Source organism: Mycobacterium sp. Dal123C01 (assembly GCF_052566995.1).
This window is the reverse complement of the sequence record NZ_CP199580.1, coordinates 1,374,093-1,391,233: the sequence shown is the minus strand read 5'-3', so window position 1 is coordinate 1,391,233 and position 17,141 is coordinate 1,374,093. Positions and strand designations below refer to the sequence as shown.

Here is a 17,141-nt window from a genome sequence, read left to right as displayed (position 1 = left end):
GCTGGCCGATCTCAGTGACCGCGTGAGCTTTCGCGCGGCCTGACCCGACTGGCCGCCTCGACCGCGTTGCGCCGCGCGGTGTCCAGGTTTTCGTCGTAGGCCAGTGCGACACCCATGCGCCGTTTGACGAAGCTTTCCGGCTTTCCGAACAGGCGCAGCTCCGTGCGCGGTACCCGAAGCGCTTCGTCCACGCCGTCGAAGACCACACCCTCGGCGTCAACACCGCCGTAGATCACTGCGCTGGCGCCCGGCGTCTTGCACGTGGTGTCGACCGGAAGCCCGAGAATGGCGCGGGCATGCAGCTCAAATTCGTTCTGCCACTGGGTGATCATCGTAACCATGCCGGTGTCGTGCGGGCGCGGGCTGACCTCGCTGAACCAAACGTGGTCGGCCTTGACGAACAGCTCGACCCCGAAAATTCCCTGCCCCCCAAGCCTTTCCGTGACGATGCGGGCGATTCGCTGCGCGTTGTCGAGCGCGGCGGCCGACATCGGGTGCGGTTGCCAACTCTCGACGTAGTCGCCGCTGACCTGCTTGTGGCCGATCGGTGCGCAGAATTGAGTGCCCACCTCACCGGCGCCATCGCACGCCCGGACAGTCAAAAGTGTGATCTCGTAATCGAAGTCGATAAAACCCTCGACGATGACCCGGCCGTTGCTGACTCGACCGCCGGCCATCGCGTAGGCCCAGGCCGCCGCGACCTCGTCGGGTCCGTCGAGCTTGCTCTGGCCCTTACCCGAGCTGCTCACCACCGGTTTGACGACGCAGGGGTAGCCGATGGCGTCCGCGGCCGCCTGCAATTCGGCCAGCGAGTCGCAGAACTGGTACGGGCTGGTGGGCAGGCCAAGGGTTTCGGCGGCCAGCCGGCGGATTCCTTCCCGGTCCATCGTCAGGCGCGCCGCGAGGGCGGTGGGGATCACCCGCACGACGCCGGCCGCTTCCAGTTCCTCGAGCGCCCCGGTGGCGATGGCCTCGATCTCCGGTACGACCAGATCAGGCCTTTCGGCCTCGATCAGGGCCTTGAGCTGGTCCGGATCCGACATCGTGATGGTCCGTGCGTGGTGGGCGACCTGCTGGCCCGGCGCGTTTTCGTAGCGGTCGACGGCGATGGTCTCCACGCCGAGGCGTTGCAGCGCGATCAACACCTCGCGGCCAAGTTCGCCGGAGCCGAGCAGCATGACCCTGGTCGCATTCGGCGACAGTGGGGTTCCCATGGTGGTCATCGGCGGACCGGTTCCAGCACCTCAGTGCCGACGAACGGAACCAGGGCGGCGGGCACCCGCACACTGCCGTCGGGCTGCTGGTGGTTCTCCAGGATCGCGACGAGCCAGCGGGTGGTGCCCAGCGTCCCGTTGAGAGTGGCGGCGGTCTGCGGCTTGCCTTTGGGATCCCGGCCGTCCCGGTAGCGAGTGGCCAGCCGGCGCGCCTGGAACGTGGTGCAGTTCGACGTCGACGTCAGCTCACGGTAGGTCTGCTGCGTCGGAACCCATGCCTCGCAGTCGAACTTGCGGGCAGCCGACGAGCCCAGATCGCCTGCGGCCACGTCGATTACCCGATACGGCACCTCGATAAGGGCCAGCATCTCGCGCTGCCAGCCCAGCAGCCGCTGGTGTTCGGCCTCGGCTTCTGAGGGCGTGCAGTAGACGAACCCCTCGACCTTGTCGAACTGGTGCACCCGGATGATGCCGCGGGTGTCCTTGCCGTAGCTGCCGGCCTCGCGGCGGAAACACGACGACCAGCCCGCGTACCGCAGCGGCCCGCCGGACAGGTCCACGATCTCGGCGGAGTGGTAGCCGGCCAACGGCACCTCCGAGGTGCCGACCAGGTACAGGTCGTCGGCCTCGACCCGGTAGATCTCGTCGGCGTGGGCGCCCAGGAATCCGGTGCCGGCCATCACCTCCGGACGCACCAGCACCGGCGGGATCATCGGGATGAAGCCGTTCTCGACGGCCAGGCGCAGCGCCAGCTGCAGCAGACCGAGCTGTAACAGCGCGCCGTGCCCGGTCAGGAAGTAGAACCGCGAGCCGGACACCTTGGCGCCGCGCGCCATGTCGATCAGACCCAGCGCCTCACCCAGTTCCAAGTGATCCTTCGGGTTTTCGATCGCCGGGGGCTCGCCGACGACGTCGAGGACGGCGAAGGCCTCCTCCCCGCCGGCGGGAACCCCGTCGATGACGACGTTGGAGATCGCCATGTGGGCCGCCGTGAACGCCGTCTCCGCATCGGCCTGGGCGGTTTCGGCGGCCTTCACCTGCTCGGCAAGCTCCTTCGCGCGCGCCAACAAGGCCGGGCGCTCCTCGGGCGACGCGGCGCCCACGCTCTTGCTGGCGGATTTCTGTTCGGCGCGCAGCGTATCGGCGGTCGAGATGGCGCCCCGGCGGCCGGCGTCGGCCGTCAGCAGGGCATCCACCAGCGCCGGGTCTTCGCCGCGGCTGAGTTGGGAACGGCGGACAACGTCGGGGTCTTCCCGGAGCAGCTTGAGGTCGATCACGGCCTGAAGATTACTTTCGGCTCGGCGTCGCCGCGCGGAGCATCCACTACAGCTACTCCCAGGACTCACATCTGTAACTTTTGTCACGTCAGCGCATGGGCCCTGTCAGAATGGAAGGGATGTCGGACACGCTCGAGACGGAAGTCGCCGCACCCAGCCCGCCCGCCACTGAGGCGGAGCAGCCGCTGGCGACTTTCCAGTTGCCGCGCTCCCTGCAAGCAACGGCGACCCGGCGGGCCTTGCTCCTCTTCGCGCTCGGCGGGCTGTTGATAGCCGGATTGGTCACCGCCCTCCCGGTCGGCGGTCCCGGCCAGGGCCGGCTTGCGGGCTACCTCAACAGCAATCCCGTGCCCAGCACCGGAGCTAAGAGCGACGCCGCGTTCAACCGCGCCAAAAGCGGTGATTGCCTGATGTGGCCGGACGTCACGCCGGAGTCCGCGAGCATCGTCAAGTGCACAGACGACCACAAGTTCGAGGTCGCCGAGTCGATCGATATGCGGACATTCCCCGGCTCGGAGTACGGGCCCAATGCCGCCCCGCCGTCGCCGGCCCGCATTCAGCAGATCAGCCAGGAGCAATGCGAGGCCGCGGTGGGCCGGTACCTCGGCCCCAAGTACGACCCGAACAGCAAGTTCAGCGTCAGCCTGTTGTGGGCGGGTGACCGGGCGTGGCGCCAGTCCGGCGAGCGACGCATGTTGTGCGGGCTGCAGATGCCCGGTTTGAACAACGAACAGGCCGCCTTCAAGGGCAAGATCGCCGACGTCGACCAGTCCAAGGTCTGGCCCGCCGGCACCTGCTTGGGCATCGACCCGGCTGCCAACCAGCCCATCGACGTTCCGACCGACTGCAAGGCCCCGCACGCGATGGAGGTCACCGGCACGGTCAACCTGGCCGAGAAATTCCCGGGTGCACTGCCTGCCGAACCCGAGCAGGACGGCTACATCAAGGACGCCTGCACCAAGATGACCGACGCCTACCTCGCGCCCGTCAAATTGCGCACCACCACGCTGACGCTGATCTACCCCACCGTGTCGCTGCCCAGTTGGTCGGCGGGTAGCCGGGAGGTCGCCTGCAGCATCGGCGCCACGCTGGGTAACGGGGGCTGGGCCACCATGGTCAATAGCGCCAAGGGTCAGCTGCTGATCAACGGTCAAGCCCCGGTGGCCCCTCCCGACATTCCCGAGGAGCGGCTCACGATGCCGGCGATCCCGGTTCAGGTGCCGAGCGCCCCGCCCGCGCAGTCCAGCGCTCCGCCGGAGATGCCGCAGGGCAATCAGCACCTGCCACAACAACAGCCGGTGGTGACGCCGCCCCGGGCACCCGCCTCGCAGGCTCCGGCGACGCAGGCGCCACAGCAGGTCCCGCCGCAAGACGGCGGACTGCCGCCGGGGTCCGGCCCGCCGCTGGACGCACCCGCACCGGCCGAACCCGCGCCCGGGGCACCACCGCCTCCGCCAGCCGAGCCGGCGCCAGGAGGTTAGGCCGGGTGGCCGTGCGGATGGATCCGCAGCGGTTCGACGAACTGGTCTCCGACGCACTCGACTTGATCCCTGCCCAGCTGGCGGCCGCCATGGACAACGTCGTCATCCTCGTTGAAGACCGCCACCCCGACGACCCCGAGCTGCTGGGACTGTACGAAGGCGTGACGTTGACCGAACGCGACTCCGACTACGGCGGGTCGCTGCCGGACGCCATCACGATCTATCGCGAGGCGCTGCTGGAGATCTGTGCATCCGACGGCGACGTCGTCGAGGAGGTGGCGATCACGGTGATCCACGAAATCGCCCACCACTTCGGCATCGACGACGACCGATTGGAAGAACTGGGCTGGGGCTGATAATCCGCGGACATCCGGGCGCGGCAGCGCCGATTTGTCATCCCCTGGTGCTAGGAACGGCTTATGAGCGCTGATTGCCGCGACTGCCGGACGGGCGTGGAGCACTGCCACGGCACCATCATTCGACACTCTCTGCGCCGTTCGGAATGCACCGAGACGGACTGTGTCAGTCCGGAGCTGTTCGCGCACACCTTCGTCATCGACTGCGATGCCGTCGGCTGCACCTGCACGGAATTGGTGGCGCTGGCGGTCTGATCAGCCCATCGGATCGGTGCTCGACCAAACCGCGTCGGCGACCGGGGTGACCGCGGCTTCACTGGGTTCGGGGTAGAACGGCGGCGTCAGAGTTCCCCACCGCACACAGCTCCACCGCCCGTCGGTGATCGGGGCCAACACCACCGACTCGGCATTGCCCAGGTGGTTGTCCAGCGCGAAGTCGGCATCCACGCCGGCCAGCACCGCGGAAACGAGCCGGATCGCCGCGCCATGGCTGACGACGACGATGTCACCGTTCCAGTCGCGGTCGTCCAGGTAGCGCATCCGCAAGTCGCTGAGCACCGGGACGTAACGGTCCAACACCTCGTTGGCGGTCTCGCCGCCGGGCAACGGCAGGTCGAGTTCGCCGTGCTGCCATCGGCCGTAGATGGCATTGAATTCCGCGACCGCCTCGTCGTCGTTGCGGTTCTCCAACTGCCCGACCTGGACCTCGTGGATGCCGGCGACTTCCTGCGGAGCCACGTCGACCTCCGCGCCGATCACCGCGGCCGTCTGCGACGCCCGGGTGGCCACCGAATGCGCCAGCAGCGCCGGCCGTCCGGCATCAACAGCGAACGCCCTGGCCTGGTCGCGTCCGGTCGGCGTCAGCTCCGCCCCGGGCGGCCGAGTGTCCAGCCGGCGCTCGACGTTGCCGAAAGACTGGCCGTGTCTCAGCAGCACCAAACGACCACTCACCGTTCCAATCCCCCCACCCCGGAACTCTCGGCCTGCTCAGGTTTGCCCTCGCGCAGCCGCGCCAGCCAGCGCGACGCCTCGTCCGGTGGTGGTGGTCCTATCCCTGCCGCCGGGCCCGTCGGCCAGGAACCTAAATAGCGCACATCCACACAACGACGATGCAGCGCCTTGAGTGCCTCGGAGACGGCGTCGTCGTCGATGTGGCCGGCGCAGTCGGCGAAGAAGAGGTAGGTGCCGAGTTCGGTTCGGGTCGGCCGAGATTCGATTCGGGTGAGGTCGATGTCGCGGATCCCGAATTCGCCCAGCGCGGCGAGCAGCGCACCCGGTGCGTTCTCGATGCGCAACACCACCGACGTGCGATCGGCTCCGGTGCGAACCGGTGGCGGCCCCGGCAAGCCGACCAGGACGAAGCGGGTGCGGGCGTTGAGTTCGTCGACCACGCCTTCGGCCAGGGCCGCCAGCTCCCAATGGGCGGCGGCCAGCGGCGAGGTCACCGCGGCGTCGGCCTCGCCCACGGCCACCTGCCGTGCGGCGTCGGCGTTCGAGTACGCCGGCCGTAGTTCGGTGCCGGGTAGATGAGCGGCCAGCCATTGCCGCACCTGGGCCGCGGCCACGGGAAAGGCCGCCAGCGTATGAACGTCGCCAGCGCTGCGACCTGGTTTGACGACGATGCTGAACGCCACGTTCAGCGTCGTCTCGGCGAAAATCTGCAACGGCGATCCGATCGCCAAGGTGTCCAACGTGGGCGTCACCGAGCCATCGATCGAGTTTTCGATCGGCACGCACGCGTAATCGGTCTCGCGATTACGGACCGCCTCCAGCGCCGCGGGAGTGCTGTCGATCGGTAACCGGTGCACCGGCCCCAGATGTTGGTCGGGGATCAGGCCGGCGTCGGTCATCTGCAGAAGCGCCGCCTCGGTGAAGGTCCCTTCGGGACCGAGGTAAGTGATGCCGACCACGCCCACAACCCTAGTGGCGTCGTTCCGAAAACAGGCCTTGCTTCGACTTACGATCTAAGTTAACTTAGGCTTACCTAAGAACCGAGGGAGAATGATGTTACCGCTGACCAGCGCCGCGCCGACGACTGCCGAACGCATCCGCAGCGCCTGTGCCCGGGCCGGCGGTGCCCTGCTGGCCATCGAGAACAGGGATGCCCGCGAAGATCCGGTGCCGACGCCGGTGCACCACCTCCTGCACGACGGATCCTTCGCGGTAGCGCTGCCCACCGAGTTCGCGACGGGTGGCCGGGTCTGCGGATCGCAAGCACTGCTCGAGCTGACCGATTACGCGCCGCTTCCACTGCGGGAACCGGTCCGTTCGCTGGTGTGGGTCCGCGGCGGCCTGCGGCAGGTCCCGCCGGCCGAAATCAACGCCACCCTCGATGTGATCGCCAGCGAGTGTCCGCATCCGGCACTACTGCAGGTCGACACTCCGAGATGTGCGCCGCCCTCCCCCGGCGAGGACCGGTACACACTGCTACGGCTCGAGATCGCATCCGTCGTGGTTACCGACGCCACCGGCGCAGAGCCGGTCAGCATCGAGGATCTGCTCGCCGCCCGGCCCGACCCGTTCTGCGAGATCGAGTCGAGCTTGCTGTGGCACCTGGACAACGCCCACGGCGACGTGGTGGCACGCCTGGTATCCCGGCTGCCGGCGCCGCTACGGCGTGGAGACGTCCGCCCGCTGGGTCTCGACCGGTACGGCGTGCGGTTCCGCATCGAAGGCAACGATGGCGACCAGGACATCCGGCTGCCGTTCCACAAGCCGGTGGACGACATGACCGGGTTGAGCCAAGCCATCCGCGTGCTGATGGGTTGCCCGTTCATCAACGGCCTGCGCGCCCGCCCGTAATTGTCGTTTGCCGATTGAGGGTCGCGGCGCACGCGTTTGTGTCTGGCTGCTCCGGGTGGGGGCACGTAAGTTAGCCGGGTGAACGGCGACCGATCACCACGACGTGGACGGCCTGAGAGGCCGACCCCACCGCGGGAGTCGCGTCCCGAGCCGCCGCCGGTGATTGCGCGCCACACCACTGCGCCGTCGCCCGCCACGGATCAGACGGTGCCGCTGCCCCGCGTCACGCCGCCGGTTTCCAACCGTGCAGCTGCTTACTCCCCCGGCCCCTTGGCGCCGCCGGGAAAGCCGAGCCCGCGCACCCGTCCACCCGCCCGGTCAGCGCCGCCGCCGCCGCCGCAACCCGGCGTGCCGGGAGTGCGCCGCAAACGCAAAAGACGCCGCTGGGGCCGGGCAATCGCGTCAACGTTGCTGATCGGTGTGCTGCTGGCCGGCGCCGGCGTCCTGGGCGGCGCCTTCTGGTTGGACACGACCTTGCATCGCAAGTCGGTATTGACCGACTATCCCCATCGGCCCGCGCCCGGCCGTGGCACGAACTGGCTGCTCGTCGGCTCCGACAGTCGCGAAGGCCTGAGTGCCGGGCAGCAAGAAGATCTGGCCACCGGCGGCGATGTAGGTAGCAGCCGCACCGACACGATTCTGCTGATACACATCCCCGGGTTGGGGTCGAGCACCCCGACGACGATGGTGTCGATTCCGCGCGACTCCTTCGTGCCCATCCCCGATCACGGCGAGGACAAAATCAACTCCGCGTTTGCGATGGGCGGGGCACCGTTGCTGACCCAGACGGTGGAGCAGGCCACCGGACTGCGCCTCGATCACTATGCCGAGATCGGGTTCAGCGGGTTCGCGGTCCTGGTGGACGCCCTTGGCGGCATCACCGTCTGCCCGACCACGCCGATCAACGATCCGTTGGCCGGCATCGACCTGCCCGCCGGCTGCCAAGAGCTGAACGGCCGCAACGCGCTCGGCTACGTCAGGACCCGGGACACCCCGCGGGCGGATCTGGACCGGATGGTCAATCAGCGGCAGTTCATCTCGGCGCTGCTGCACCGCGGCGCCAGGCCGTCGGTGTGGCTCAATCCGTGGCGCTGGTACTCGGTACCGCACGCCGCGGCCGACGCGCTGACCGTCAACGAGAGCGATCACGTATGGGACCTGGCTCGGCTGGGCTGGGCGTTGCACGGATCCACGACGACGCTGACCGTTCCGATCGCCGAATTCACCAGCAACAGCGTCGGTTCGGTCGTGGTGTGGAACCACGACGTGGCCGGCAAGCTGTTCGACGCGCTGGCCTCCGACTCGCCGGTGCCCACCGCCGCACTCGACGGACAGTCTTAACGTCGTCGTCGCCGGCCCAGTAAATACCCAATGTAGGCTTTCTTTACTTAAGTAAACCTGGTCTCAGCAAATTTGTATCATGCACATCTGAAAACTAAGGAAAACCTTTCCTGAGTTAGTGATACCTTCGTTGCGAACGGGTTCTACCTGCGATAACCTGCGGCCGTGAGCGGAAATGAGACCCCCAAGACGAAGTTCCATGCATTGGTGCAGGAGCAGATTTTCAACGAATTCACGGCCTCCCAGCAATATATGGCAATTGGCATTTATTTCGCCGGCGCCGAATTGCCGCAATTGGCGAAGCACTTTTACAGCCAGGCGGTCGAGGAACGAAACCACGCGATGATGCTGGTGCAGCATCTGCTCGATCGCGATGTGGACGTCGAGATCCCGGGTGTGGGTGCGGTGCGCAATCAATTCGACAAGCCACACGACGCGCTGGCGCTGGCGCTGGATCAGGAACGTGCGGTCACCGAACAGGTCAGCCAGCTGGCGGCGGTGGCCCGCGACGAGGGTGACTTCCTCGGCGAGCAGTTCATGCAGTGGTTCCTCAAAGAACAGATCGAAGAGGTGGGCCTGATGCGGACCCTGGTTCGGGTGGCCGAGCGCGCGGGAGCCAATGAATTCGAGCTAGAGAACTTCGTCGCCCGCGAGGTTCCTGCGCCGGCCGTCAGCGCGGGCGCACCGCCGGCCGCGGGCGGCTACCTCTCGAATTAGCCCCTGCCGCCGATGGTCCGCGCGTTCTCCAGCCAGGTTTTCGTGCGGCCGGGGTGGTTGGTCGCAATCCAGGCCACCCCGACGTCGCGGCAGAAGTCGATGTCGTCATACCCGTCGACGGTCCAGCAGTAGACGGCCCGGCCCTGGGCGGCAGCACGATCCACCAGCTGCGGATAGTCCTTCAGCGCGTCCACCGACGGCCCGACGGCAGTGGCTCCGACGGCGGTGGCCGCGCTGCTGGTCAGGTAGCGGGCATTCCGGCCGAGCAGCACCGTGGGCAGCAACGGCGCTGCTCGCCGAATCCGCCAGACGGCGGCCGCCGAAAACGACATCACGACCGCGCGCGACCGGTCCGCCGAGGCCGGCGAGGCGATGCCGAAGCGGTGCAGCAGCGCCAGCACCTTGCTTTCGACCAGCGAGCCGTACCGGACCGGATGCTTGGTCTCGATGAAGATCTTCACGGGCCGGTGCCAGTCAAGAACCAGCGAAACCAGGGCGTCCAGCGTCAGCAGGCTGGTATCGCCGTGCGTACCGTCGGACCGCCAGCTGTCGTGCCAGGCACCGTATTCGAGCTCGCGTAGCTGAGCCAGCGTCATGGTGCTGACCAAACCGGCTCCGGTCGACGTCCGCTCCAGCCGGCGGTCGTGCACACAAACCAAATGGCCATCGCGGCTCAGCCGTACGTCGCACTCGACACCGTCGGCGCCCTCTTTGAGCGCGAGGTCGTACGCGGCCAGCGTGTGTTCGGGGCGAGCCGCTGACGCGCCTCGGTGGGCAACGACAAAGGGGTGCCCGGCGAGCACATCGTCGGGCCACGTCATACCCCTATGCTGCCGGTTCCTCCCCCTCCAACTCAACCGGAGCAGCGGATGCGGGCTCGGCGGGACGATCCGCGGTGACCACGACCCAGCGGTGCGCGGGCCGTTCGACGGGTTTGCGGACAAATCCCTCAAAAACGCGGGCACCGGTGGCCACTGTCGCCGCCGCCAGAAGGTAGGCGAACACCATCAGGACGGTGTTGTTCGCGATGCCCTGGGGGTCGGTGGCGAAGCTGGTGACGATGGCCCAGATCGAAACCAGGTAGCTCAGGACCCACGATGCCCACCACTGAAGGATCGGTCGGCGGAGCCTCGTGTACTGCTCTTCGATCGCGGCCAGCTCGATGACGTACACCGGAGCCCACAGCAGATTGGCCAGCGGCACCAGGCAGCCGGCCCACAACGCACGAACGGAGCGCTGGTCGGACAGACCGTAATGGGCGAACACGGCGGCACGTCGCGCGATCAACCACTGAATCAGCAGCACACCCGCGGTGCCCGCGGCCCCGATCGCCACCACACTGGCCAGCACCCCGAGCCAATCGGCGGCGATGGCGACGATCGAGTTCAGCAAGGTTTTCCGGTTGAAAACCAATAGGACATACCGGAGCACGTACACCAGCGCCGCACTGCCAAGCACGAGCACGCTGACGAAAAGCGCAAGGCGCACCGCCGCCGCCGACGGGCCGGTCCGGGTGGACTGTTGGGCGGCAGCCGGAGCCTGGTCGACGTGGTCGGTCAAGCCCCAACGCGGGATCACCGCATAGCGCGGCGTGGGGCCGAGCGACAGCCGTCCTCGCCGCGCCGGTGGTGCGGCACCGGGACGCACCGCGATCCAACGGAAGCCCGGCGGCAGCCGCGGCGGCGTGCGTGGCGGTGCGGAGGATCGAGCGGGAACCGACTGGCTGCCGTAGGTACTCCACCGGGGGTCGGCCGCCGGCACATCCGCCAGGGGCGCCATCAACGCGCTGCGACAACGGGGGCACCACTCGCGTCGGCGTTCACGCACGTTCCACCGAGTGCCGCATTGAGAGCACACCTGGATCACCGGATCAGCCTAGCGCCGGCACCACGCTGACCACCGAACGCGGCCCCGCTGAGGAGCGCGGATACCGCCGGATTGCGGGCCACGCGGAGTGCCTCGCAAGACCGCACCGCTACGTGGGCTCAACCAACCGCCAACGCGGTGGATCGACAGGTGTTACGGCGGTCACAGCTACTTCCGGGCTATCCACAGTTTCCACAGGTTTATCCACATGGGCAGTGGGGGTACACACGCGGCCAATCAGCCAACTAACGGTTAACCCCGGCCCCAACTGTGGATAACGCCAGGGGTTTATCACGCGCCTTCGACAGGCCAGACGAGCAGTCGAGCGAATGGACACCCCTGGCACAACAATCGGACCCGCCACGTCGGTGCGCGTGCCCATTCCCTTCCCACACTGACCCGCCCCGGCGATCATCGGCACGAATCCGCAGGTCAGCGCCATGTCGTTCGGAACGTTTTTCAAGCCCATCACAAAGGGTTATGATCGCCATCACCAAAAGTGTTGTGATTCACCTCACGAGACCGAGGCGACCTACCGGTGAAAGGCGATTGATGGCGATGCATTCGTTCGGTCCGGCTTCGCCGGCCCAGTCGAGTTCCTACTCCGGATCGCCTGCCTGGAACCACAGTTACAGCATCGCCGCCTTGCGTGCCGGCTTGATCGCGTTGGCGTTGCTCGCGGTTCTCGCCCTCATTGTTTTGTCTTGATCATTTCGTCTTGAAACCGTGCCGAACGGGTATTCGGCTTCTCGGCGCGTAGGGGTCGTCCTTGCGGCGCGCGCGGTCTTGGAGCAGGGTTGATTACGCTGAGCCTGCCGCGTGGCGGACTCCGCGCGATTGCGCGTCAAGACGATCATCGACGAAAGGAATGCCGTGGCTGAATACACCCTGCCCGATTTGGAATGGGACTACGCAGCGCTGGAACCGCACATCTCCGGTCAGATCAACGAGATCCACCACAGCAAGCACCATGCCACCTACGTCAAGGGTTTGAACGACGCCATTGCCAAACTCGAAGACGCTCGCGCTAATGACGACCACGCTGCGATCTTCTTGAACGAGAAGAACCTGGCCTTCCATCTGGGTGGTCACGTCAACCATTCGATCTGGTGGAACAACCTGTCCCCGAACGGCGGGGACAAGCCGACCGGCGACCTTGCCGCCGCCATCGACGACGCCTTCGGGTCGTTCGATAAATTCCGCGCACAGTTCAGTGCCGCCGCCAACGGCTTACAGGGGTCGGGCTGGGCGGTGCTCGGCTACGACACCCTGGGCGACCGGCTGCTGACGTTCCAGCTCTACGACCAGCAGGCCAACGTCCCGCTGGGCATCATCCCGCTGCTGCAGGTCGATATGTGGGAGCACGCCTTCTACCTGCAGTACAAGAACGTCAAGGCGGACTACGTCAAGGCGTTCTGGAACGTCGTCAATTGGGCAGACGTGCAGTCGCGTTACGCGGCCGCAACGTCGAAGACCCAAGGCCTGATTTTCGGCTAAGACCACCTCGCAAGGCTGGGGCGTCACGCGGATCGCGTGGCGCCCTTGCCTTTATCCCGGCCCGTGACCGCTCGCTTGAGGAAAGGGTGGCGCCAGTGGCCGTGTCGAGTTGCAACGCGCCTAAACCGCAGGCATGCTTACGTATTCGAGCTACCAGCGTAGTTGTTTCGAACCAAGGCGTCGCGCGGAGGTCGAGATGGAAACTGGGTCGGGCCGGCCAATAGGGGTTGCCCCCTTCCACGCTCGTGGTGCCCTGAAAGGGTTCGTGATCTCTGGCCGTTGGCCTGATTCGACCAAGGAGTGGGCCCAGCTGCTGATAGTCGCGGTCCGGGTCGCGTCATTACCCGGATTGCTCTCCACCACAACGGTATTCGGCGCCCGCGAAGAGTTGCCCGACGAGCCCGAGCCGGACACCGTCGGCCTGGTGCTGGCCGAGGGCACGATGTTCGGTGAATCAGCAATCCAGCCAGGGTATTTCGCGAACCATCAACCCCCCGCGCTGCTGATGCTGCATCCGCCGTCGGAAACAACGCCCTCGTTGCCGGAATGCACCGGAGCAGCGTCGGGATGCGTGCTGCTCCCGGGGTTGCCGTATCTGGGATTAGAGCACCGGGCGGCTTGGGTCGAGGCCGAGGCCGACGGCACCATCACGTCCATGGTGAGCCGTGTCGGAGTCGACCCCATCAGCCATCCCGACACCGCGATTCTGGCAATGCTGCTTGCGGCATAAGGGAATTCAAATGATTTAGTTCGCCCCCCGAATCCAGAGATACGGGCGCCCGAACTTCCGTCCTTCCTGGCGCGCCCCCGATTTGCCCGCTAACCTGGGGTCGTTAGCGAAGGGGAGTAGCCCCGAATCGTCGCGTCGACATACTGGCGAATAGCCCGGCCGGCGAACCGATCCCAACGGATCGGTGGGCGAGACCTTCGACCGGTGTTCGATGACCACAGCGGTTGTCAACGACGCGTCGAAAGGTCACCCCCAATGCTTGCCGCGACACTCCTGAGTCTCGGAGTGGTCTTTCTCGCCGAGCTCGGCGACAGGTCTCAACTCATCACGATGACCTACGCGTTGCGATTCCGATGGTGGGTGGTGCTGCCTGGAGTGGCACTCGCCGCGTTCCTGGTGCACGGGGTCTCGGTGACGATCGGCCACTTCCTGGGTGCGGCGCTGCCAGCGCGCCCGATGGCCTTCGCGTCCGCGATCGCGTTCCTGATTTTCGCCGCGTGGGCCTGGCGCGAAGGCGCCGCCGACGACGAAGCCGCGTCGAGCACGCCGGAACCCCGCTTCGCGCTGCTGACCGTGGTGTCGTCGTTCGCGCTCGCCGAGATGAGCGACAAGACGACATTGGCGACCGTGACGTTGGCCAGCGACCACGACTGGGCCGGTGTGTGGATCGGCAGCACCCTGGGCATGGTCTTGGCCGACGCGTTGGCGATCGGTGCGGGGATGCTGTTGCATCGCCGCCTCCCCCAGCAGCTGCTGCACGTATTGGCCAGTGTGCTGTTCCTGATGTTCGGCCTGTGGATGCTGTTCGACAGCGCACTGGGCTGGCGGTCGGTGGCCATCGCGGTGATCGCGGTGGTGGCGCTGGCTGTCGTAACCGCGGCCACGGCGCAAACTCTGCGCCGCCGCCGCACGGGAGCTTCATTCGCCGGGAGGTCACCGGAAACCGTTTAAGGTGCAGCGACACTCCTGCCCTCAAGCCAGCCGAGCCCGGCCCTTGCTCCCAGAGGTATCTCTGAGGGCTATTTGGTGCACCCTTGCCCTCTTAACGTGCCCTAAATCCGACTCGGCAGCAAAGTAGGCTATCAATGGGTCTGCCTCGTGTGATCGTTGCGAGATATCAGCCCCGCATCGTTCGCCCGGCCGTTTCGCCGCGCCTCGGCGCGGCGCCGAAGTGCGCCGTCATGAGACTTGCTTTCTGCGGATAACCTGTGAGTTTCGTTCGCTTTATGGACACTGCCGTGATTTAGTTGGACGCTCGTCAAGTGTGGACGCAGCGAACCTCAGGGATGCCCCCAGCGAAGCCGCCCTGGTTTGCACCTGGTTGCGGACACAAACAGTCGCTACCATGGTCAGCAAATACACATAGGTAATAGTTCACTTCTACAGCCCAGTGGAGGTCATATCGATGAGCACGACGTTTTCCGCCCGCCTGAACCGCTTGTTCGACACGGTGTATCCCCCCGGGCGCGGGGCGCACACCTCTGCTGAGGTGATCGCGGCGCTCAAGTCGGAGGGCATCACCATGTCGGCTCCCTACCTGTCGCAGCTACGCTCGGGCAACCGCACGAACCCGTCGTCGGCGACGATGGCTGCGCTGGCCAACTTCTTCCGCATCAAGCCGGCGTACTTCACTGACGATGAGTACTACGAAAAGCTCGACAAGGAATTGTCGTGGCTGGCCGCCGTGCGCGATGACGGTGTCCGCCGCATCGCCGTGCGGGCCGTTGGACTGTCTCCGCAGGCGCAGCAGGACCTTGTGGAGCGCGTCAACGAGCTGCGTCGCGCAGAACGCCTCGACGCTTAGGCGGCTACCGGCCGACAGCCAGACCTGAACGGCTGGCGTCGGCCGATTCCGATTAGGGTTGGCCTCACGGATCGCGCACACGCGGCAGCGATAGTCCACGAGATACCGGGAGGCGGCCGGGAATGGGCCTGTTTCGCAAGCGAAAGAGTCGCGCGACACGTCGCGCCGAAGTCCGTGCGATCAAGGCCCGTGCCAAGTTGGAGGCCAAGCTCACCGCCAAGAACCACGCTCGCCGGCTCAGGGACGACCGGAAGGCCGCCGACAAGGTCCTCAAGGCGCAGATCAAATCGCACCGCGACAGCGACCGGACCGCGTTGAAGGTCGCCGAGGCCGAACTCAAGGCGGCGCGGGAGGGCAAGTTGTTGTCGCCGACGCGGATCCGCCGGGTGCTGACGGTGTCGCGACTGCTGGCGCCAATCCTGACGCCGGTGATCTACCGGGCGGCGATGGCCGCCCGCGCGCTGATCGACCAGCGTCGCGCGGATCAACTCGGGATTCCGTTGGCCCAGATCGGCCAGTTCTCCGGGCACGGCGCCCAGCTGTCGGCCCGGATCGCCGGTGCGGAGAAGTCATTGCGGATGGTGCAAGAAAAAAAGCCCAAGGACGCTGAGACTAAGCAGTTCGCGGCCGCCATCTCCGAGCGGCTCAGTGATCTGTCGGCGGCCGTCACCGCCGCGGAGAACATGCCGGCCGCCCGCCGGCGCGCGGCGCACTCGGCGATCTCATCGCAACTCGACGGTATCGAAGCCGATCTGATGGCTCGGCTCGGACTGACCTGAAAGTAGTGTCCTGACATGTCATTCCACGCCCGGTGGGTTTCGCGCGTCCTGACTTCCGTCGCCGCCGCCGCCGCGCTTTACGTCGGCGCACTGAGTGCCACCCCGCCGGCGTGGGCGCACGTCCATGCCAGCAGCGACAACGCGGTCCGCGGCGCCATGGCGATCGTGACCTTTCAGGTGCCCAACGAATCCGACAAGGGCGCCGCAACGACGGCACTGACGGTCACCCTCCCCGACGTCGCGTCCGCGCGCACCGAAGCCATGCCTGGGTGGACGGCCAAGCTCGACCGCGACGCGGCCTCCGGCACCGTGCACTCGGTGACCTGGACGGCCGCGCCCAACGGCGGGATCGGAGTCGACCAGTTCGCGCTGTTCCGGATATCGGTGAAGCTGCCCGACGCCGATACTGTCAGCTTCCCGGCCACCCAGACCTACGCCGACGGGTCGGTGGTGAAGTGGGACCAGCCAGCGCTGCGCGACGGTAGCGAGCCCGAACATCCGGCGCCCACGCTGACACTTGCGGCGGTGCCCGCTGCCCCGCATGAACACCACCATTCGGGCATGCCCTCCGATCACGCCGGCGCATCGGGGTCGACATCAGCCGACAGCATCGCTCGCGTCTTGGGCGGAGCCGCCCTGGTTGTGGCCGCACTGGGCATCGTCCTCGTGCTGGTCCGCCGCCGGACATGAGGCGGCTGGCCTTCGTCGCCTGGGCGGGCCTGGTGCTCGCCGCCATGATGTTGACCGCAGCACTGACCGCACAAGTCGCATGGGCACATGCCACCCGGGTGTCCGCCGAGCCCGCCGACAATGCGGTTCTCGCGACCGGTCCCGCCCGGGTCAGCGCAACATTCAACGAGCGATTGCAGACCACCTTCGCGGCCATGACCGTCGTCGGGCCGGACGGGAACGTGTGGTCCAGCGGGGACACCACCGTGCAGGGCGCGATCGTCGGCATCGGGTTGCGCCCACTCGGACCCGTCGGCACCTACACGGTGAACTACCGGGTGACGTCTGCGGATGGCCATGTGGTGTCCGGGTCGTGGTCGTTTCGGCTGACGGTGGCCGGTACCGGCACACCGGGGCCCACCGCCGCTACCAGCGATACCGGCGCCGACACTCCCGTCTGGCCGTTTGTGGCGGTCGCCGCGGCGATCGTCGGCGCGGGCCTGTGGTGGACCCTGCGCCGCAAGCCCTGACTGGCCCGGCAGGCAAGCCCGCATCACACGTCCTGGCATGATGGGCTCCGAGTAACTTTTGGTGGCGCTAGATATGGC

The 17,141-nt window shown here is 66.7% G+C and carries 19 protein-coding genes; 13 read left to right on the top strand and 6 right to left on the bottom strand.

Going from position 1 to position 17,141, the window contains the following annotated elements; genetic code table 11:
- Positions 1-11: 11 nt before the first annotated feature.
- Together purT and serS are read right to left on the bottom strand one after the other, a co-directional pair.
- The gene (gene purT, locus ACTXG5_RS06610) at positions 12-1,223 is read right to left on the bottom strand and encodes a formate-dependent phosphoribosylglycinamide formyltransferase (RefSeq protein ID WP_445162922.1); all 1,212 of its coding nucleotides are present in this window, start codon (positions 1,221-1,223) and stop codon (positions 12-14) included.
- Complete coding sequence (gene serS / locus ACTXG5_RS06605) at positions 1,220-2,491, bottom strand: serine--tRNA ligase (RefSeq protein ID WP_445162921.1); 1,272 nt, start codon at positions 2,489-2,491, stop codon at positions 1,220-1,222. Before serS ends, purT begins: the two co-directional genes overlap by 4 nt.
- Before the next feature lie 110 nt (positions 2,492-2,601).
- Here serS and ACTXG5_RS06600 point away from each other — a divergent pair, with 110 nt between their 5' ends.
- From ACTXG5_RS06600 to ACTXG5_RS06590, 3 genes are all read left to right on the top strand, one after another.
- A complete protein-coding gene (locus ACTXG5_RS06600) occupies positions 2,602-3,972 on the top strand; it encodes a septum formation family protein (protein WP_445164289.1) in 1,371 nt (456 codons plus the stop codon).
- Between the two features lie 5 nt (positions 3,973-3,977).
- On the top strand, positions 3,978-4,328 hold the full coding sequence (locus ACTXG5_RS06595; RefSeq protein WP_445162920.1) for a metallopeptidase family protein: 351 nt from the start codon (positions 3,978-3,980) through the stop codon (positions 4,326-4,328).
- A gap of 63 nt (positions 4,329-4,391) precedes the next feature.
- Positions 4,392-4,583 (top strand): hypothetical protein, encoded by a 192-nt coding sequence (locus ACTXG5_RS06590; protein WP_445162919.1) that lies wholly within the window; start codon positions 4,392-4,394, stop codon positions 4,581-4,583.
- Here the strand turns inward: ACTXG5_RS06590 and ACTXG5_RS06585 are convergent, their stop codons facing one another.
- On the bottom strand, positions 4,584-5,279 hold the full coding sequence (locus ACTXG5_RS06585; protein WP_445162918.1) for a histidine phosphatase family protein: 696 nt from the start codon (positions 5,277-5,279) through the stop codon (positions 4,584-4,586). It abuts the gene before it with no gap.
- Positions 5,276-6,238, bottom strand: a complete 963-nt coding sequence (gene pheA / locus ACTXG5_RS06580; RefSeq protein WP_445162917.1) for a prephenate dehydratase — start codon at positions 6,236-6,238, stop codon at positions 5,276-5,278. The genes ACTXG5_RS06585 and pheA overlap by 4 nt, the downstream gene beginning before the upstream one ends.
- 94 nt (positions 6,239-6,332) lie before the next feature.
- Here pheA and ACTXG5_RS06575 point away from each other — a divergent pair, with 94 nt between their 5' ends.
- The 3 genes from ACTXG5_RS06575 to ACTXG5_RS06565 all read left to right on the top strand — a co-directional run bounded on the left by ACTXG5_RS06575 (position 6,333) and on the right by ACTXG5_RS06565 (position 9,188).
- A complete protein-coding gene (locus ACTXG5_RS06575) occupies positions 6,333-7,130 on the top strand; it encodes a DUF2470 domain-containing protein (RefSeq protein ID WP_445164288.1) in 798 nt (265 codons plus the stop codon).
- A gap of 78 nt (positions 7,131-7,208) precedes the next feature.
- Positions 7,209-8,471 carry an LCP family protein gene (locus ACTXG5_RS06570; RefSeq protein ID WP_445162916.1) on the top strand — a complete coding sequence of 421 codons (1,263 nt, stop codon included), beginning with the start codon at positions 7,209-7,211 and terminating at the stop codon, positions 8,469-8,471.
- A 165-nt stretch (positions 8,472-8,636) separates the two neighbouring features.
- Complete coding sequence (locus ACTXG5_RS06565; protein ID WP_445162915.1) at positions 8,637-9,188, top strand: ferritin; 552 nt, start codon at positions 8,637-8,639, stop codon at positions 9,186-9,188.
- On the opposite strand, the gene ACTXG5_RS06560 is transcribed toward ACTXG5_RS06565, so the two are convergent.
- Positions 9,185-10,009 (bottom strand): glycerophosphodiester phosphodiesterase, encoded by an 825-nt coding sequence (locus ACTXG5_RS06560; RefSeq protein ID WP_445162914.1) that lies wholly within the window; start codon positions 10,007-10,009, stop codon positions 9,185-9,187. The genes ACTXG5_RS06565 and ACTXG5_RS06560 overlap by 4 nt on opposite strands.
- A 4-nt stretch (positions 10,010-10,013) precedes the next feature.
- The gene (locus ACTXG5_RS06555; RefSeq protein ID WP_445162913.1) at positions 10,014-11,054 is read right to left on the bottom strand and encodes a DUF4328 domain-containing protein; all 1,041 of its coding nucleotides are present in this window, start codon (positions 11,052-11,054) and stop codon (positions 10,014-10,016) included.
- An 873-nt stretch (positions 11,055-11,927) separates the two neighbouring features.
- Here ACTXG5_RS06555 and ACTXG5_RS06550 point away from each other — a divergent pair.
- The 7 genes from ACTXG5_RS06550 (at position 11,928) to ACTXG5_RS06520 (ending at position 17,063) form a co-directional block, all read left to right on the top strand.
- Positions 11,928-12,551: a superoxide dismutase gene (locus ACTXG5_RS06550; protein ID WP_445164287.1), complete on the top strand. Its 624-nt coding sequence runs from the start codon at positions 11,928-11,930 to the stop codon at positions 12,549-12,551.
- Positions 12,552-12,747: 196 nt separating this feature from the next.
- Positions 12,748-13,281 carry a peptidase gene (locus ACTXG5_RS06545; protein WP_445162912.1) on the top strand — a complete coding sequence of 178 codons (534 nt, stop codon included), beginning with the start codon at positions 12,748-12,750 and terminating at the stop codon, positions 13,279-13,281.
- Between the two features lie 255 nt (positions 13,282-13,536).
- Entirely contained in the window at positions 13,537-14,232 is a 696-nt protein-coding gene (locus ACTXG5_RS06540; protein ID WP_445162911.1) for a TMEM165/GDT1 family protein, read from the top strand.
- A 454-nt stretch (positions 14,233-14,686) separates the two neighbouring features.
- The gene (locus ACTXG5_RS06535) at positions 14,687-15,085 is read left to right on the top strand and encodes a transcriptional regulator (RefSeq protein WP_445162910.1); all 399 of its coding nucleotides are present in this window, start codon (positions 14,687-14,689) and stop codon (positions 15,083-15,085) included.
- A gap of 122 nt (positions 15,086-15,207) precedes the next feature.
- On the top strand, positions 15,208-15,864 hold the full coding sequence (locus ACTXG5_RS06530; protein WP_445162909.1) for a DUF6474 family protein: 657 nt from the start codon (positions 15,208-15,210) through the stop codon (positions 15,862-15,864).
- A 15-nt stretch (positions 15,865-15,879) separates the two neighbouring features.
- The gene (locus ACTXG5_RS06525) at positions 15,880-16,554 is read left to right on the top strand and encodes a YcnI family protein (RefSeq protein ID WP_445162908.1); all 675 of its coding nucleotides are present in this window, start codon (positions 15,880-15,882) and stop codon (positions 16,552-16,554) included.
- Entirely contained in the window at positions 16,551-17,063 is a 513-nt protein-coding gene (locus ACTXG5_RS06520; protein WP_445162907.1) for a copper resistance CopC family protein, read from the top strand. Before ACTXG5_RS06525 ends, ACTXG5_RS06520 begins: the two co-directional genes overlap by 4 nt.
- Positions 17,064-17,141: the final 78 nt, after the last annotated feature.

What these genes read in the sequence shown, in the direction of transcription:
- purT (WP_445162922.1), bottom strand. Translation starts at nt 1,223, where the DNA reads ATGACCACCATGGGAACCCCACTGTCGCCGAATGCGACCAGGGTCATG.
- ACTXG5_RS06600 (WP_445164289.1), top strand. Translation starts at nt 2,602, where the DNA reads ATGGAAGGGATGTCGGACACGCTCGAGACGGAAGTCGCCGCACCCAGC.
- ACTXG5_RS06590 (WP_445162919.1), top strand. Translation starts at nt 4,392, where the DNA reads ATGAGCGCTGATTGCCGCGACTGCCGGACGGGCGTGGAGCACTGCCAC.
- ACTXG5_RS06575 (WP_445164288.1), top strand. Translation starts at nt 6,333, where the DNA reads ATGTTACCGCTGACCAGCGCCGCGCCGACGACTGCCGAACGCATCCGC.
- ACTXG5_RS06560 (WP_445162914.1), bottom strand. Translation starts at nt 10,009, where the DNA reads ATGACGTGGCCCGACGATGTGCTCGCCGGGCACCCCTTTGTCGTTGCC.
- ACTXG5_RS06545 (WP_445162912.1), top strand. Translation starts at nt 12,748, where the DNA reads ATGGAAACTGGGTCGGGCCGGCCAATAGGGGTTGCCCCCTTCCACGCT.
- ACTXG5_RS06540 (WP_445162911.1), top strand. Translation starts at nt 13,537, where the DNA reads ATGCTTGCCGCGACACTCCTGAGTCTCGGAGTGGTCTTTCTCGCCGAG.
- ACTXG5_RS06535 (WP_445162910.1), top strand. Translation starts at nt 14,687, where the DNA reads ATGAGCACGACGTTTTCCGCCCGCCTGAACCGCTTGTTCGACACGGTG.
- ACTXG5_RS06530 (WP_445162909.1), top strand. Translation starts at nt 15,208, where the DNA reads ATGGGCCTGTTTCGCAAGCGAAAGAGTCGCGCGACACGTCGCGCCGAA.
- ACTXG5_RS06525 (WP_445162908.1), top strand. Translation starts at nt 15,880, where the DNA reads ATGTCATTCCACGCCCGGTGGGTTTCGCGCGTCCTGACTTCCGTCGCC.
- ACTXG5_RS06520 (WP_445162907.1), top strand. Translation starts at nt 16,551, where the DNA reads ATGAGGCGGCTGGCCTTCGTCGCCTGGGCGGGCCTGGTGCTCGCCGCC.